This window comes from Maricaulis sp. (assembly GCF_017642925.1).
In the GTDB taxonomy this organism is placed as follows: domain Bacteria; phylum Pseudomonadota; class Alphaproteobacteria; order Caulobacterales; family Maricaulaceae; genus Maricaulis.
The window spans coordinates 1-14,054 of record NZ_JAEPOL010000004.1 but is presented as its reverse complement, the minus strand read 5'-3'; the positions used below and the strand labels follow the sequence as shown (position 1 = coordinate 14,054).

Here is a 14,054-nt window from a genome sequence, read left to right as displayed (position 1 = left end):
GCCATGCCCGGATATCTCCGCGCAGGCTATACCATGCTCGAAGTCGTGGTGGTGGTGGCGATCGTCGCGGTTGCGCTGACCGTTTCCACCCCGGCTCTTATCCGCATGATCGAGCAGCAGCGCGTGCAAAGCGTGCTGCGCAGTATCGATATCGGTCTCACCGATCTGCGGGCCGCCAGCCAGATCGATGCACGCATCATCGATGCCGGCGAGGCCGAGGCGGCGCTGGCCGCCGAACTCCCGGTCGGCTGGTATATTCTCGTCGACGAGGCGGTGACATTCTCTCCCGCGGGCGTCTGCAATGGCGGACGGCTGCAGGTGACCACACCGCGCGGCCGCGAATACGTGTTCTCGCTGGCCCGGCGCACTTGCTCGCTCGATCAGCGGATCGCCTGAGACGTGCCAGAGGCAAGTCTGCGGCTGCTGCGCGACGCCCGGAACCTGTTGCGTCCTTTTCTCATTGCTGCAATTGCGCGCGCCCGGCGATCCCCCTAGAAAGCCGGTCTGCATTTATGAGGATATACCGCCCATGGGTTCCGAGGGTTCACCGTCCGACGCCGTCCGGCCAATCTTCATCATCGGTGCGCCCCGGTCCGGCACGTCGGTCATGACGTGGGCCCTGGGGCAGCATCCCAACATCCAGCCCATGCCGGAAACGGCCTGGATTGCGGCGTCGTGCGTCGGGGCCTATCAGGCCTTCAAATCCGGGTCGGACCGCGGCAAGCGCTCGCACTTGTCCAATGTCGACTACCCGGTCGAGGACTTCTTCGCGCATCATGGCCGGTTCATCGATACCGTCGTGCAGGATGCCTTCCGCCGCCGTTGTCTTGACCTTTATGGCCAGTCGGGTGTCCCCAGGGCGAGCCAGCTCGACAAGCACGCGCTGTTCATCAAACGCCGGAAGACGGACACCAAGCAGCACTGGGTCGACGGTACGCCGCTGAACACCTTCTACATCTGGGCCCTCGCGCCGATGTTTCCCGGCGCCCGTTTCCTGCACCATCTGCGCGCGCCGCACGCCGTCGTGGCCTCGCTGGCCAAGTTCGATCGCGTCGGGGCCGAGCCGGTTGAAGCGGCCGCCGAAGCGCTGACTGTGTGGCTGCACCATACGCGTACAGCCTGGGCGGCCGAGCGGGCTCTGGGTTCTGCACGTGTGAAACTGGTCGATTTCGCCCGCCTGGAAGCTGAACCGCAGACGCTTCTCGACGATATCGCCGATTTCCTCGGAGAGCCGCACTGCGCCGATTGCATGGCGCCGCTGGCCGACCGGCTGAATTCGTCACGCACCCATGCCGAGGCCGACACGATCCTGCCCGAGCTTGAAGGCGAGCCGCTTTATGCGGAGGCGCGGGCACTCTATGATGAGATCCAGGCTGCACAGCGGCCGCTTCCGGGAGGTGATGAGGCCGCCTGGGAAGAGCTGCACAGCATGTTCATGAGTCTCGCGGATGATCGGACGCTTATCGGGGGTTAGTCGGCTGACAGGGGGGCGTGGCAATAACCAGGACGCAGGCTACAGCCTGATGGAAGTCCTGGTCATGCTGGCCATCACAGCGATCGTGTCCGCCCTCGTTCTTCAGACCGTCCGGTCGGCCTCTGCGACGGGACTGCGCATCGAGCGCCATGTCCGCTCGACCCTGCATGACCGTCTGGACGTCAACGCGCTGCGCCATGCCGTGGCCGGAACGCTTGTCACCTACTCCGACACGAATGGCGGATTTGCCGGCGATGACCGTCAGGCCAGTGGCCTGACAGCCCGGACAATCGGGCTCGATGGCCAGGGCGTGCAGCCCTACAGGCTGACGGTGGAAGATGAGGGCCGGGGCTCTGCTCTCTATTATGAAGAGGGTGGCGAGCGGTTCGAAGTGGTGCGCTTGCCGGAAGGGCGGCTGCAGCTGAGCTATTTCGCGGGCAGGCGGTCGGGCGACGGATGGAGCGCCGACTGGCCACCGGCCGGCGGGTTCGTGGCGCTCGGCCATAGCCAGGCGCCTTACTACCGGCCCATCCCCCGTGTCCTGCGCGTTTCCGGTCCCGGTACCGAGCCGACGGTGGACCTGTTTCTAGGTTTGCCGCAGACGCAGCCGCCGCGTCCCCGCGTCTCCGACTATATCGAGATGGTGCAATGAGGGAGCGGTCCGCGGAACACGCCGGTTTGCGCGAGGGTTACGCCTTCCCCATGGCGCTGGCTGCGATCGTGGTCATAACCCTGATCGTCGGTGTTGCGGCATCCCAGGTCCAGCGGGGCATCGAAAGCTATGCGCGGCAGGAAGCGGACTTCGAGCGTGAGATCGGGGCGCTGTCAGCCGACCAGACCTTTCTCTATCACGCTCTGACCAGTCCGATGTCGGTAAACGGTATCGAAATCGGCGGTCTCAGTGCGACCGACCGCTTTGTCGGCCGGACAATCGAGGACCCGAGCCAGGTGACCCTGCTGCGTGCCAACGGCGAACCGCGTCTCTACGCCGACGAATTCGTCGTGCGCTATCTCGACCAGCAGGCCTTCTTCAACGCCGGACTGCTGGGCGTCGATGGACGGGATGCGCGGATGACGGCGCTGGGCGTTCCGGACCTGCGTCAGGCCGGACTGGCCGCAGCGCTGGCCGACTACCAGGACGAGGACGATCTGAGGCGTCCGGGCGGCGCCGAACAGGCAGCCTATTCCGAGAGCGGTATGCCGCCGAACCGGCCGATCGTCAGTCCGCTGGAAATCTGCCAGGTCGCCGGCTGGGCGCGCGAGGACATCTGCGCGGACCGCGACCGGCTCCTGCTTTTGACCATGGATCGCGGCACGCGCCAGATCAATGCGCGGCTCGCCGGCATGCCCATGCTCCGGCTGCTCACCGACTCGGTGGACGATGCGCAGGAGGCCTATGAAGACTATCAGGACGGATATCTGGTCGATTTCGCGGGAATTGACTGGCCGCAACTCGATCCGGCGGCGGACATTCTGTCGGCCCCGACCTCGGCAACAGGCCAGTTCGCCGTGATTGTCCATGACCGGTCGGCGCGGCACGCCTGGATTTCGGTCTATACGCTGACACCGGAAAGTGTTCGGGCGCCCTTTTCGCTTGCCTACAGATACCGTATTGGAGGCGAGTATGTGAGTGACGTGTTGGGGATGAGCGCGGATGAGCCAATCCAGCCGCTTCCTGAAGCCGGTCGATAGCCGGGTGACTGCCGCCGGTTCGATCGACCGGCGCGGTACGCCCCTGCGCCGTCTTGTCGTCGGCGAGCGTGTGGTCCTGAGCCGGCGCCACTGTCACTTCGAGTCCATTCCCGCGCCGGCCGGCCAGCGCGACATGCGTGCCATACAGGCGGCGAAACTGGCGGCGCGGGCACGGTCCCCGTTCAAGGATCCCGATATCCGGCTGGTCTGGTCCGGTGGACGAGTGGGAATCTGGAGCTGGCCGAAAAACATCCTGGAACCGCTCGCTGGAGCCGAAGTCGATATCGTTCCGGAATCGCTGCTGGACCCTGTCGCCGAGGGTGAAGTCCTGCGGCGTCGTGACGGCGGTTTCGAGGGGCAGGTCTGGCAGGGCGGCCAGCTCGCCGCCAGCCGCTGGTGGGATCATGAGCCGGACGAGGCGCAGTGGCGCCGGTTCGTGCGGGCCGTTCCCGCCTTTGGCGACACATCCGAGCGCACGGACGTCAAGGGCGATGTCGATATCGCCGCACTGGTGAACCGGGCCGGCGACGCCGTGTCCCGAATTCGGGCACGCGATTATCTCGCGCTGGCCATTCTGTTGCTCCTGGTTCCGGCGTTGTATCTGGGCGGACAGTGGCTGCGCGCCACGATGACGGCGGACGCGCTTGAGCGCGAGCTGGCGACGCTTGCCGAAAGCTCGTCGGAAGTGGTTGCGGCCCGCGCCGAGTCCATGGCGCTGGCAGGGACGCTCCAGACCTATGCGGAACTGCTTGAAGCACCGCATCCTGCTGCGGCGCTGGCCGTGTTCGCAGAAGCTGCCGCCGGGTTTGATGCCACACTGGAAACCTTCGCGGTCCGTGATGGCAGGATGGAAATCGAACTCGCCGGCAATTCCGACCTGCCGCTGGCCAGTCTGGTCGAAGCGCTTGAAGATACGCCCGTGCTGCGCGATGTGCGCCTCGAGCCCGGCGGCCGGGCCGATCGCTGGCGGATTTTCGCGACCTTCGAAAACGGGGGGCGCAGCTGATGCCGGACAGTCTTCGCAAGCTGATCGATACCCTTCGCGAGCAGGCTACACCACGGGCGCTGGCCGGTGTCGGGATACTTGTTGTCCTGCTGGCAGCGGTCGGGCTGAGCAATCTGGCGACCTCGGTCGCGGCACGGCAGCAGGATGTGCGCGAACTCGATCGCTCGCTTGCGATCCAGCGCAGCCTGGCGAATGGCCAGCAATGGCTCGATGCGGCGGGGGAACTGGCCGCCCAGAAGGAACGGGTCGAGGCCAGTTTCTGGCGCGGCGCGACGACGGGCATCGTCTCGGCGCGGCTGCAGAGCGCTATCGAGAGCGCCGCCACCCAGGCCGGTCTGGACCGGGTGCGGGTCGAGGTGCAGGCGCGGCCGGACGCGCTCGCGGCGGACGGGCGGCTGGAGTTCGAGATCACACTGACGGCCCGGGACCGGGACGGCCAGTTCCTGAATTTCTTCCAGCGCCTGCAAACCCTGGACGGCGCCGTCGTGCCATCGGACTTCCAGTGGGTGCGTGGCAACACGATCGTCCAGGCCACGCTGCGGGCGCCGGCCATTGTCGAGACGGCCACCGGGGAGGCGTCATGACCTCGGGCTTCCGCCTGCTCCTGGCGCTGTTTCTGGCAGCCGGCGCACTGGCGCTCGGACTGACGGGCAGCGAGCGCCGTCAAACCGCGTCGGTCGACCGCGATGCGCGCATTGCCCAGCCGGTCGACCCGTGGACGGCAGATGAGGTGGACGCGCTTGTGGGGCGAATCGTCGCCAGCGGTCTCTATCCGGATGCCGAGCCACTGGGCGATAGCGCCGTGGCTGTTGATACAGACACCGAAGCACTGGGCATCGACGCGGTTGAAGCGGCGTTTGCCGATCCGGCACTTGCGGCTTTTCTCAACCGCGGTGATGGCTGGACGATCTGCATTGCACGCGAAGACGGAAGCTGCCGGATGCTGCGGATCGGCGATGTCCTGGCCGACAATTGGCAAGTGGCTGCGATTTCGGCAACATCTGTTACGTTCGAGCGAGAGGGACGGACACGCACGCTCGATGCGTACCCCTCCAGGGAAGGCTAGTATGAAGTTGCGGTTTTTGAGCATGCCGGTGGTGCTGGCGAGCGTTCTTTCGGCCTGTGCCAGCACGGGCGGGGAAGAGCGGTTCGACTGGCTCAGCGGATCGGGTCCGCTGGGGATTGAACTGTCCGGCGGCGATGCACGCGAAGGCCGCGGCGCTCCGGGCGACGGCCCGGTCGATCTGCAGGAGCCGGGTGCCGAACCGGGCGTGGAGCAAACCGATTCCCGTACCGTGCCCTCTCTCGGTCGCGGCACCTCGGGAACAGGACGCTATGACCCGGTAACCGAAACGCTCGACGGTCCGGCGATCAATGTCACCCTGCCACCCCAACCGCTGCCGAGCTTCGTCAACACGGTCTTCGGCGAAGTGCTGAACCAGCCCTTCTCCATCGGTCCGGACGTGGCGCAGCGCTCCGACATCATTTCTCTCCGCAGCGTGCACGACATGCCGCCGAGCACTTTCCTCGCCCTCGTCGAAGAAGCGCTGAAGGATTACGGGCTCGCCGTCACCTATGAGAACGGGCTGTTCCGGATCGTCGGCATGGACGAGCTGCGCGCCCAGATCCCGCAATTCGTCCGCTCGCGTGCCCGGCCCAGCGTGCCCAGCGACCTGCGTCCTATCGTGCAGTTCGTGGAGCTGACGGCAATCGATGCGGCGGACATGGAAGTCATCCTCGAACAGGCTTTCCCGGAAGACGACCAGCTGACCATCCGGTCCAACCGCGGCAGCAATTCGATGGTGCTCAGCGGACTGTCCGACACGGTCGATGCCGCGCTGGCGATTGTCGAGCAGATGGACGAGCTGCGCTTTGCAGGGACACAGGTCATCACCTTCACGCCGCGCAACTGGGCCGTCCAGGATCTCGCGCGGGACCTGCAATCCATCCTGACGGTCGAGGGCTACTACGTTGCGCTGGGCAGCAGTCAGCCGCGGGCGATCACGCTTCTGCCGCTGAACTACACCAATCAGCTGATGGTATTTGCGCGGGAGCGCTCGCTGGCCAACCATGTCGTCGCCACGGCGCGCCGTCTGGATGCGGACGCCTATGAGGCCGAGGCGCGGATCGCGCATGTCTACAATGTGCAGAATACAAGCGCGGAGATTCTCGCCCAGGTCGTCAATGTTGCGATGGGTCATGCCGCGCCGGGCACGGCCGGCAGCGCGTCCGAGACGTCGCAGACCGCACCGACCAGCGAGGACGGCCAGCGCAATCAGCGCAGCCAGCGGGACAATTCGCCCCGCGTGATCGGCGGCGGCGACGGCCTGACCGTGGACCCGATGGGCAACCGGATCATCTTCTTTGGAACCCGCGCGGAGTATTCGGAGATCGAGTCGCTGCTGCGCCAGCTCGATACCCCGCTGCCGGAAGTGATGATCGAGGTGACCATCGCCGAAGTGACCCTCACCGATGATGTCAATTTTGGTCTGGACGCCGTTTTCGACACCGATACGGCCGCGCAATTCTCCGCCAACATCAACACTGAAAGCGGAATCTCTGCTGTCGTTGATACCGGCCAGGTGACGCTGACGGGTACGGCCGGTTCGTCCAGCAACCAGATCAATGTGCTCTCGACGCCCCGCATTATCACACGATCCGGCTCCGAAGGCTTCGTGCAGGTGGGCACCGACGTGCCGATCATCACCTCGCAGCGCGCTGCGGATACCCAGAACCAGGGCTCGTCCGACATTCTCCAGACGGTACAGTACCGTTCGACTGGTGTGATCCTGACCGTGGCGCCGCTGGTTTACAGCGGCAACCGCATCGACCTGGCAATCAGCCAGGAAGTTTCCTCGGCCGAGACCAATGAGAACGAGGCGATCGCCAGCCCGATCATTTCCAACCGCAGCATGACCTCCGAACTGTCGCTGCAGGACGGCCAGACCGCTGTTCTGGGCGGATTGATCGAGAACCGTTTCACGCGCGGCAATGGGGGCGTCCCCCTGTTGAAGGACGTGCCCTTCATCGGCAATGCCTTCGGCAATGAAACCCTGTCGAGCCGCCGCACCATGCTGGTTGTTCTCGTAACGCCCTACATCCTCAACACCCGCAGCGATCGCCAGCGTATCGTCGATACGCTCGTCGGTGCGATCAATACGGGTTTCCAGAACCAGACCCGGGCCGCATCGACGCTTTGGGAACCGTCCGAGCCGATGCAGATCCGCGCCTGGCACGGTGCCGACAACGGCGAAGACGGGAACTAGATCCGGTGTGACCGACACCCTGCTCATCCTTGCCGGAACAGGGACCGTACTCCTCGCGGGCGGGCTGGGCGGATACACCGCCGGCTTCGGCTCCTCCCCGGCCGGATGGCCCGTACGGATCGCGCTTTTCATCTCCGCCCCGGTCGCTGGCGGAGCCGCCCTGGTGGCCGGCACGCATGCCCTGCTTGCGGTTGCCATCGCTATTGCCGTTCCGCTGGCCCTGGCCGCTGCATGGCTTGACTGGCGGTCGGGTGTCATTGCGGACCTGCAATCGGCCGGGCTCCTTATCTCGGGGCTCCTGGCAGCGCCCGTTCTGCATCCTTACGCCACATGGGCCATCGCGCTGGGCGGTGCCGGCGTTGCGCTGGCGGTCCTCTTGTGCGGCAGTCTTGCGGTCTGGCTTCGGAGCCGGAAACAGGGTCTGGGAACCGGCGATTACGGCCTCGCCGCGGCCGGTGGATTGTGGTGCGGGCTGGGCTGGGTCGGTCCGGCGCTGCTTGTCGCTGTTGCCGTTACGGTATTGCTTGCACTGCTGCGCGGGCAGGCCGGAGCGGCGCGCTATGCGTTCGGGCCTGGCCTTGTCGCCGGGTTCTCCGCGGCTGTTGTGGCGGGGAGGTTGGTGTGAAACACCGGGTTCTCAAAAAGCGCGCCGGCTTTTCCGTCGTCGAGGTTCTGGCGGCGATTGCACTGATCGCCGTGGCGATGATCCCGCTCTACCAGCTGCAGCGAGCGCTGGCAGACGCTGCCTTCCGCCTCGAGCAGTCTGCCGCGGCGCTTGAAGCGAAAGAAAATGCGCTCGCCTGGCTGGAGACCGTCAATCCGCAGCTCCAGCCGGACGGCGAGATCATGATCGGCGGCTGGCTTGTGCGCTGGCAGGCGCGTCCCGTCGCGACCGTCCCGATCGCGCGCGGTTATCTGGGGGAGTCGATCCACTCGGTCGGCCTCTACGACGTCGAGGTCCGGATGGAGCGCAATGGTCGCAGCGACAGTTTCACGGTGCGCAAGATTGGCTGGGAGCAGGTTCGCGATCCACTGGGGTTCATCGAGTCGGAACCGACGGGTCCAGCCCGTCGAGAAGGCTAGCCAGGCGGGTCTGCCAGGCTGCCGGGCCGAGGCATGCATCGGCGTGTTGTCGCGCGGTCTCTCCCATGGACTGTTGCAGCTCGGGCGTATCGATCAGCCTGACGAGCCAGTCGGCGGCATGGTCGATGTCCGGCTCCGCCCAGCTTTGCCCATCGGGATAAATGCCCTGTGCGTCCTCGACCGGGACCAGGCGGTAATTGACCAGGCCGGCGCCTTCGGCGGTCAGGAATTCGGTCGGGGCCGACCAGTTCGTCGCGATTACCGCCTTGCCGCGATAGGCCGCATGGGCGGCCAGCAGGCCGAAACCTTCTGATCGATGCAGGCTCAGCGCGATCGGGCAGGCCTCGATCAATCCCAGCATCTGCGCGTCGGTGAAGTCCTTCACCAGCAGGGTGACGTCCGGCCGGTCGCCGACCCGCGCCGCAAGCCGAGCCATCTCGCTTGGGCATTGCGCCGAGCCGGTCACTTTCAGGACAAGATGCGCCGGGCGGGCTGCCGAGGCCGACGCAGCCTCGAACGTGGCCAGGGCGCCGAGCGGGTTCTTGCGGGCCGCCGAGGAGCGCAGATCGCACAGCGCCAGCACCCGGACGGCCTCTGCCCGTCCAGGAAGCCCCGGCGGGGCTTCAACTGGTCCGGCAGCGAAGATCGGTGGCGGCAGGACTTCGGCGACACGGTCGCCGGGCAGGATGCGCGTTATGGCATCGGCGGAGAAGCGGGACGGCGTCCACACGGCATCGACAAGACGGGCGGCCCGGCGCCAGTGCTGCGGGGCGCATCCCAATTCCCAGACCCAGTAGCCGGCATGGGGCATGCGCCGCTCGCCGGGACTGGCGATGCGCATGGAAAATTCCAGTAATTGATCCGGGTTGAGATGGCTCACCCGCAGGGCCGCTGCAGTGCGGTCGGCCGCGGCCGGTCCAGCGGGGCGAAGCCGCGGGTCGATAGTCCAAGACCGCGCATCGTGTCCGGCTTGCATCAATGCGCCGGTGAACTGCCGGGCGGTTTCGCCGATGCCGAGAATTTCGCCATGAAACCCCTCGACCCGGACGGGCATGCCGGGCATGTAGGGCTGGCGGCGCGGTGTGAAGCGTGTGCCGATATGCGTGTAGGTCTTTAGGGCCGCCCGGTAGGCGGCCGACTTCAGGCTCATAAGAGGTTTCCCGGCCGGAAGGGCTGAATTCGAGCTGTCTTCCGCCATGTGTTCAATCCGGCCCTTCCGGGAAGAGTGAGAGTGAGACGCTTGCGCCCCGTTATCGTCAGTTTGCCCGACACGCCGGTCAGTTATCAGGAATTCGACCTGTTCGTGAAGCGTGCCGGCGGCGAATGGCAGGCGTCGGGCCGGCTGCGTCCGGGTACGGCGCTGGTCGGTCTTGCCGCCGGCGATGTCACGGCCGAGCTGGAAAACCGTGAAACGGGCGAGCGGCAGGCGGCGCGGCTTGAACCGGCGCGGCTCCGGCATCTGGCCGCAGCGTCCGGCCGGCTGATCCGCCGGCTGGCCCGGCGTCCGCGTTCGACCTGGCGGGCGCTTGTCTGGTCGGCGGGCATGGCGGGCTTCAAGCCGGTGCCGGTGCGGATCGTGCATCTCGACGAGTCCGGCAAGCGCCTGTCGCAGGCCGAGTTCGAGCGCATGCACAGCCTCGGCGACAGCCTGATGCCGGGCGCCCGTCGGCGTATCGCCAACGTGTTCCGGCGGACCGGCGCGGACAGCGTGTCCTGGGACTTTCTGGTGGCAGGCCGCGAGGTTCTGCGGCCGGCTGCCGCCGCGGCGCTCGACCGCTATTCCAGCGCAATGACGCGGCATATCGCCTTCCGCGCCGGTGCCGCCCAGGACATCGCCCAGTCGGAAAATCATGTGCATCTCAGCGAGTGCCTCGGACGCAGTCAGGTCATCCAACCCTGGACCCGCCAGGGGGGCGTGCCGGTGGACGATACCGGTGTCTCGATTGTCATTCCCACGCGGGATGCGCCGGCCCTGCTGGCGGCCTGCCTGGAGAGCGTGGAAGCCGGTTTGCGGCCGCAGGACGAGCTGATCCTGGTCGATCACGAGACACGCGATGCCGCAGCGCTTGCGCTGATCGAGGCGGCCCGGGATCGCGGCGCCCGCGTCTGCCGGGAGGCGGGGGTGTTCAATTTCTCCCGGCTGGTCAATGCCGGCGCGGCACTGGCCACCTGCCCCAACCTGGTGATGCTGAACAATGATGTGCGCGGTCTCGGTGCAGAATGGACGACGGTAATGTCCGGCTGGCTCGCCCGGCCCGGTATCGGTGCTGTCGGCGTGGATCTGCGGTATCCCGACGGGCGGCGTCAGCATGTCGGTCTGACCCTGTCGCGGGAAGGGCTGCCGGCGCATCTGGAACCGGGGCGGCGCACCGACGGTCCTTTGGGCCTCTATACCGTGCCGCGGGACGTCTTCGCGGTGACGGGCGCGTGCCTGGGCATCCGGACCGGGCTGTACCGCGAGATCGGCGGGCTGGACGAAGGCTGGCCGACGGATTTCAGCGATATTGTTCTGTGTCTCGATGTCCGTGACCGCGGATTGTCGATCGTCTGGACGCCGGACGTCTCGGGCATTCATGACGAGTCCGCGAGCCGTGGCCGTGAACCTGTCAGCGACCGGCACCGTGCCGAATGGCAGCGTGTTCTTGAACGTCATCCCCGTCTGGGCACTGCCGACCCCTATGCGCCGCCGCGCATGGACCGTGTCCGGTTGGAATGGGCGGAGGACTGGCTTGTCTTGTAGTGCGTGCCCGCGGCAACTGGGGATGCTATTGGAAGCATCCGATTCGCACCCGCGACTGCCGTTCGGCAGTTGGCGACAGCTCCGATCTTGTGCCAAGGAAGTCCGGTCCACGGCCGCTGCCTTGTGTGCGGCCAGAACAGGAAGACCACGCGCGTGACCGTCGCTCATCAGACCCAGCCGGAAATCAAATTGCCTGCTGTTATCCGCCTTTGGCGCTTCTGGCTGATGCTGGCCTGGCACGACTGGCGCCGCCGTTTCCACCGTTCGCTGCTCGGCGCGGCCTGGCTGTTTGTTTCCTTTGCCATGTTCGTGGGCGTGAAGATCGTGATCTTCGGTGTGTTGTCGGCCGAGGAAATGTCCTTCTTCGCCGTCTGGCTGTCGACCGGCTTCCTGATATGGACCTTCATCCAGGCCAATCTGGTTGAAGGCTGTAATGTTTTCATCGCCAGTTCGCGATGGATCACCGGCACGGATCTGCCCTATGGCATCTACGTGCTGCAGAGCGTGACGCGGAGCGTGATCCAGCTGGCGCTGACGGGGCTGGTCATCCTGATCGTTCTGGCGATTTTCCCGGCACCCGACCCGTGGATTGCGCTGACCTCCCTGCTGTCCATTCCCATACTGATCATCAACGGCATCTGGACCCAGCTTCTTCTGGGCGTGATCTGTGCGCGTGTTCGCGACCTGGTCCACCTGACCCAGACCCTCGTCCGGCTGCTTTTCTTCCTGACGCCCATCCTGTGGGTGCCTGCGTCTTTCGGCGAGTACGGCAAGTATGCCGACTACAACCCGTTCACGCACGTGATCGCGATTTTCCGCGATCCGCTGGTCTACGGCACCGTGCCGTATGTCAGCTGGATGATCGTGCTGGCGATCACCATTGCCGGCTGCGCCATCAGCGCGCTGGTTTTCCGCCTTAACAAGAACCGCATTTTCTATTGGGTTTGACCGGGCCGCGACGTGACCAAACTTTCTGCACAAGACATCACGCTCAAATATCCGCTGTTTACCGCGGTTCGCGGGCAACCGACCCACCAGCTTGCGCTGGACGGAGTCTCGTTCGACCTCGCCGAGGGCGACAAGCTGGGCGTCGTCGGTGCCAACGGTGCGGGCAAGACCTCTTTGCTGCGGGTGCTTTCCGGTGTCGTCATTCCGGATGCTGGCAAGGTCCACTCTGTGGGCGTCGTGCAATCGCTCATGGAGACCGGCCTGGGCATCAATGGGGATGCGACCGGCTACGAGAACATCCAGTTGCGACTGCTGGCAGCCGGATACAACTGGAAACAGGCGCGTGAACTGTCCGAGCCGATCGCGGCCTACAGCGAGCTGGACGAATATCTGGAGCGGCCGGTCGATACCTATTCGCGCGGCATGCAGCTGCGGCTGAGCTTTTCGATCGCGACCACACTGGATGCCGACATCCTGATCATGGACGAGTGGATCGGCGCCGGCGACGCGGCCTTCCGCGAAAAGGCCGCCCAGCGCATGGAGGAGCTCGTCGCTGCCGCCGGCATCGTGGTGCTGGCATCGCATAATAACCGCCTGCTGGAACGGATCTGCAACAAGGGGCTTTTCCTCGAGAAGGGCAAGGTGCGGTATTTCGGCGATATGGGCGAGGCGATCCGGCGCTACGCCGAGGCGTAGGCCACCCGGCGCACAGATACCGGACCGGACAGTCCGCAGGATAATGAAAAGGCATGCAGGCGCGATATGGCAAAATCCTCCGCCCCCCAGAAGACGGCCATCCTGGTTCTCGGCATGCACCGGTCCGGCACGTCGGCCTGCACCCGGATCGCCAACCTGTTCGGCGCAGCCCTGCCCGAGGATGTGCTGCCGGCCAATGCGGGCAATGAGACCGGCTATTGGGAGCCGCGCTCGATTGTCGACTTCAACGAACGCCTGCTCGAGGCCCAGGATTTCGGCTGGGATGACCCGGTTCCCGAGAGCCGGATTACGGCGTCTTTCGGCACGTCCGCTATTGCGGACGCTGCCGCGCTCGTCGGCGAGGTCTATGGCGATGCGCCACTCATCGTCATCAAGGACCCGCGCTGTGCACTGATCCCGGGTTTCTGGATCGAGGCCGTCACGAAGGCTGGCTACCGGCCCGTGTTGATCCATTGCCGTCGTGCGGCCGCCGACGTCGCCGCCTCGCTCGACCGGCGGGACGGGATGAGCGCAGACGAGGCCGGTCTGTTGTGGGCCCAGTCCAATACCAGCACGCTGCGGGTTCTCGGCGACGCCCCGAACCTTGTTCTGGATTATGGCGCGGATGTTGTGAACTGGCCGGACCGGATCTTCGGCCTGGCGGACATCGCCGGGTTTGCCTGGCCCCGGAACCGGCAGGAGGTCGAGGACGACCTGGAGGCCTTTCTCAAGCCGGCCCGTTCGGGAGCCGATGCGCGCTTCTCGGCGACAGTCGCGGGAATTGTCGGCGCCGTCGATCGGGTGCTTGAGGGTGGAGGCAGGCAGGCCGGGCCGGAGGTGCTCGACCGGATCGATGCAGAGATTGCTGCGGCAACGAGCATTCTGCTGGCGACCCACAAGCGTTTCCGGCGCCAGCTGGCAGAGGCGAAAACCGAACTGGCTATCAAGACCGCGGAGGCCGAACGGGCAGAGGCCGTGATCGCAGACGCGATGGCGGATCTGGAAACCGCCCGGGGCGACCAGAAGGATGCCGAAGACCGGGCGAAGGCCGCGCAGGAGACGATTAGCGGTCTTGAGACGGACCTGGAGAAGGCCCGGGGCGACCAGAAGGATGCCGAAGACCGGGCGAAGGCCGCGCAGGAGACGATT

14 protein-coding genes and 1 pseudogene are annotated in these 14,054 nt (G+C 65.7%); 14 read left to right on the top strand and 1 reads right to left on the bottom strand.

The window, feature by feature from the left end:
• The first annotated feature begins 3 nt into the window (after positions 1-3).
• The 10 genes from JJ918_RS04175 (at position 4) to JJ918_RS04130 (ending at position 8,521) form a co-directional block, all read left to right on the top strand.
• The gene (locus JJ918_RS04175) at positions 4-396 is read left to right on the top strand and encodes a prepilin-type N-terminal cleavage/methylation domain-containing protein (RefSeq protein ID WP_291883680.1); all 393 of its coding nucleotides are present in this window, start codon (positions 4-6) and stop codon (positions 394-396) included.
• Between the two features lie 133 nt (positions 397-529).
• Positions 530-1,474 carry a sulfotransferase gene (locus JJ918_RS04170; protein WP_291883678.1) on the top strand — a complete coding sequence of 315 codons (945 nt, stop codon included), beginning with the start codon at positions 530-532 and terminating at the stop codon, positions 1,472-1,474.
• A 49-nt stretch (positions 1,475-1,523) separates the two neighbouring features.
• A complete protein-coding gene (locus tag JJ918_RS04165) occupies positions 1,524-2,126 on the top strand; it encodes a hypothetical protein (protein WP_291883676.1) in 603 nt (200 codons plus the stop codon).
• Positions 2,123-3,166, top strand: coding sequence for a type II secretion system protein GspK (locus tag JJ918_RS04160; protein WP_291883673.1), 1,044 nt, complete (start codon positions 2,123-2,125; stop codon positions 3,164-3,166). The genes JJ918_RS04165 and JJ918_RS04160 overlap by 4 nt, the downstream gene beginning before the upstream one ends.
• Positions 3,129-4,172: a hypothetical protein gene (locus JJ918_RS04155; RefSeq protein WP_291883670.1), complete on the top strand. Its 1,044-nt coding sequence runs from the start codon at positions 3,129-3,131 to the stop codon at positions 4,170-4,172. The genes JJ918_RS04160 and JJ918_RS04155 overlap by 38 nt, the downstream gene beginning before the upstream one ends.
• Positions 4,172-4,756, top strand: coding sequence for a hypothetical protein (locus JJ918_RS04150; protein ID WP_291883667.1), 585 nt, complete (start codon positions 4,172-4,174; stop codon positions 4,754-4,756). Before JJ918_RS04155 ends, JJ918_RS04150 begins: the two co-directional genes overlap by 1 nt.
• On the top strand, positions 4,753-5,238 hold the full coding sequence (locus JJ918_RS04145) for a hypothetical protein (RefSeq protein ID WP_291883664.1): 486 nt from the start codon (positions 4,753-4,755) through the stop codon (positions 5,236-5,238). The genes JJ918_RS04150 and JJ918_RS04145 overlap by 4 nt, the downstream gene beginning before the upstream one ends.
• Position 5,239: 1 nt before the next feature.
• A complete protein-coding gene (locus tag JJ918_RS04140) occupies positions 5,240-7,438 on the top strand; it encodes a hypothetical protein (RefSeq protein ID WP_291883660.1) in 2,199 nt (732 codons plus the stop codon).
• A gap of 7 nt (positions 7,439-7,445) precedes the next feature.
• Positions 7,446-8,063: an A24 family peptidase gene (locus tag JJ918_RS04135; RefSeq protein WP_291883657.1), complete on the top strand. Its 618-nt coding sequence runs from the start codon at positions 7,446-7,448 to the stop codon at positions 8,061-8,063.
• Positions 8,060-8,521, top strand: coding sequence for a prepilin-type N-terminal cleavage/methylation domain-containing protein (locus tag JJ918_RS04130; RefSeq protein WP_291883654.1), 462 nt, complete (start codon positions 8,060-8,062; stop codon positions 8,519-8,521). The genes JJ918_RS04135 and JJ918_RS04130 overlap by 4 nt, the downstream gene beginning before the upstream one ends.
• Here JJ918_RS04130 and JJ918_RS04125 read toward each other — a convergent pair.
• Positions 8,478-9,671, bottom strand: coding sequence for a glycosyltransferase (locus JJ918_RS04125; protein ID WP_291883652.1), 1,194 nt, complete (start codon positions 9,669-9,671; stop codon positions 8,478-8,480). The genes JJ918_RS04130 and JJ918_RS04125 overlap by 44 nt on opposite strands.
• 81 nt (positions 9,672-9,752) lie before the next feature.
• Here JJ918_RS04125 and JJ918_RS04120 point away from each other — a divergent pair, with 81 nt between their 5' ends.
• The 4 genes and pseudogenes from JJ918_RS04120 to JJ918_RS04105 all read left to right on the top strand — a co-directional run.
• The gene (locus tag JJ918_RS04120; protein WP_291883649.1) at positions 9,753-11,261 is read left to right on the top strand and encodes a glycosyltransferase; all 1,509 of its coding nucleotides are present in this window, start codon (positions 9,753-9,755) and stop codon (positions 11,259-11,261) included.
• 153 nt (positions 11,262-11,414) lie between these two features.
• Positions 11,415-12,209 carry an ABC transporter permease gene (locus JJ918_RS04115; protein WP_291883646.1) on the top strand — a complete coding sequence of 265 codons (795 nt, stop codon included), beginning with the start codon at positions 11,415-11,417 and terminating at the stop codon, positions 12,207-12,209.
• Positions 12,210-12,221: 12 nt separating this feature from the next.
• The gene (locus tag JJ918_RS04110; RefSeq protein ID WP_291883642.1) at positions 12,222-12,905 is read left to right on the top strand and encodes an ABC transporter ATP-binding protein; all 684 of its coding nucleotides are present in this window, start codon (positions 12,222-12,224) and stop codon (positions 12,903-12,905) included.
• 66 nt (positions 12,906-12,971) lie between these two features.
• A pseudogene (locus tag JJ918_RS04105) lies at positions 12,972-14,054 on the top strand (hypothetical protein); the annotation flags it as partial.

Excerpts from the sequence above, each read along its gene's own strand:
- JJ918_RS04125 (WP_291883652.1), bottom strand. The coding sequence starts at position 9,671 with ATGAGCCTGAAGTCGGCCGCCTACCGGGCGGCCCTAAAGACCTACACG.
- JJ918_RS04140 (WP_291883660.1), top strand. The coding sequence starts at position 5,240 with ATGAAGTTGCGGTTTTTGAGCATGCCGGTGGTGCTGGCGAGCGTTCTT.
- JJ918_RS04160 (WP_291883673.1), top strand. The coding sequence starts at position 2,123 with ATGAGGGAGCGGTCCGCGGAACACGCCGGTTTGCGCGAGGGTTACGCC.
- JJ918_RS04170 (WP_291883678.1), top strand. The coding sequence starts at position 530 with ATGGGTTCCGAGGGTTCACCGTCCGACGCCGTCCGGCCAATCTTCATC.
- JJ918_RS04155 (WP_291883670.1), top strand. The coding sequence starts at position 3,129 with ATGAGCCAATCCAGCCGCTTCCTGAAGCCGGTCGATAGCCGGGTGACT.
- JJ918_RS04145 (WP_291883664.1), top strand. The coding sequence starts at position 4,753 with ATGACCTCGGGCTTCCGCCTGCTCCTGGCGCTGTTTCTGGCAGCCGGC.
- JJ918_RS04150 (WP_291883667.1), top strand. The coding sequence starts at position 4,172 with ATGCCGGACAGTCTTCGCAAGCTGATCGATACCCTTCGCGAGCAGGCT.
- JJ918_RS04165 (WP_291883676.1), top strand. The coding sequence starts at position 1,524 with ATGGAAGTCCTGGTCATGCTGGCCATCACAGCGATCGTGTCCGCCCTC.
- JJ918_RS04175 (WP_291883680.1), top strand. The coding sequence starts at position 4 with ATGCCCGGATATCTCCGCGCAGGCTATACCATGCTCGAAGTCGTGGTG.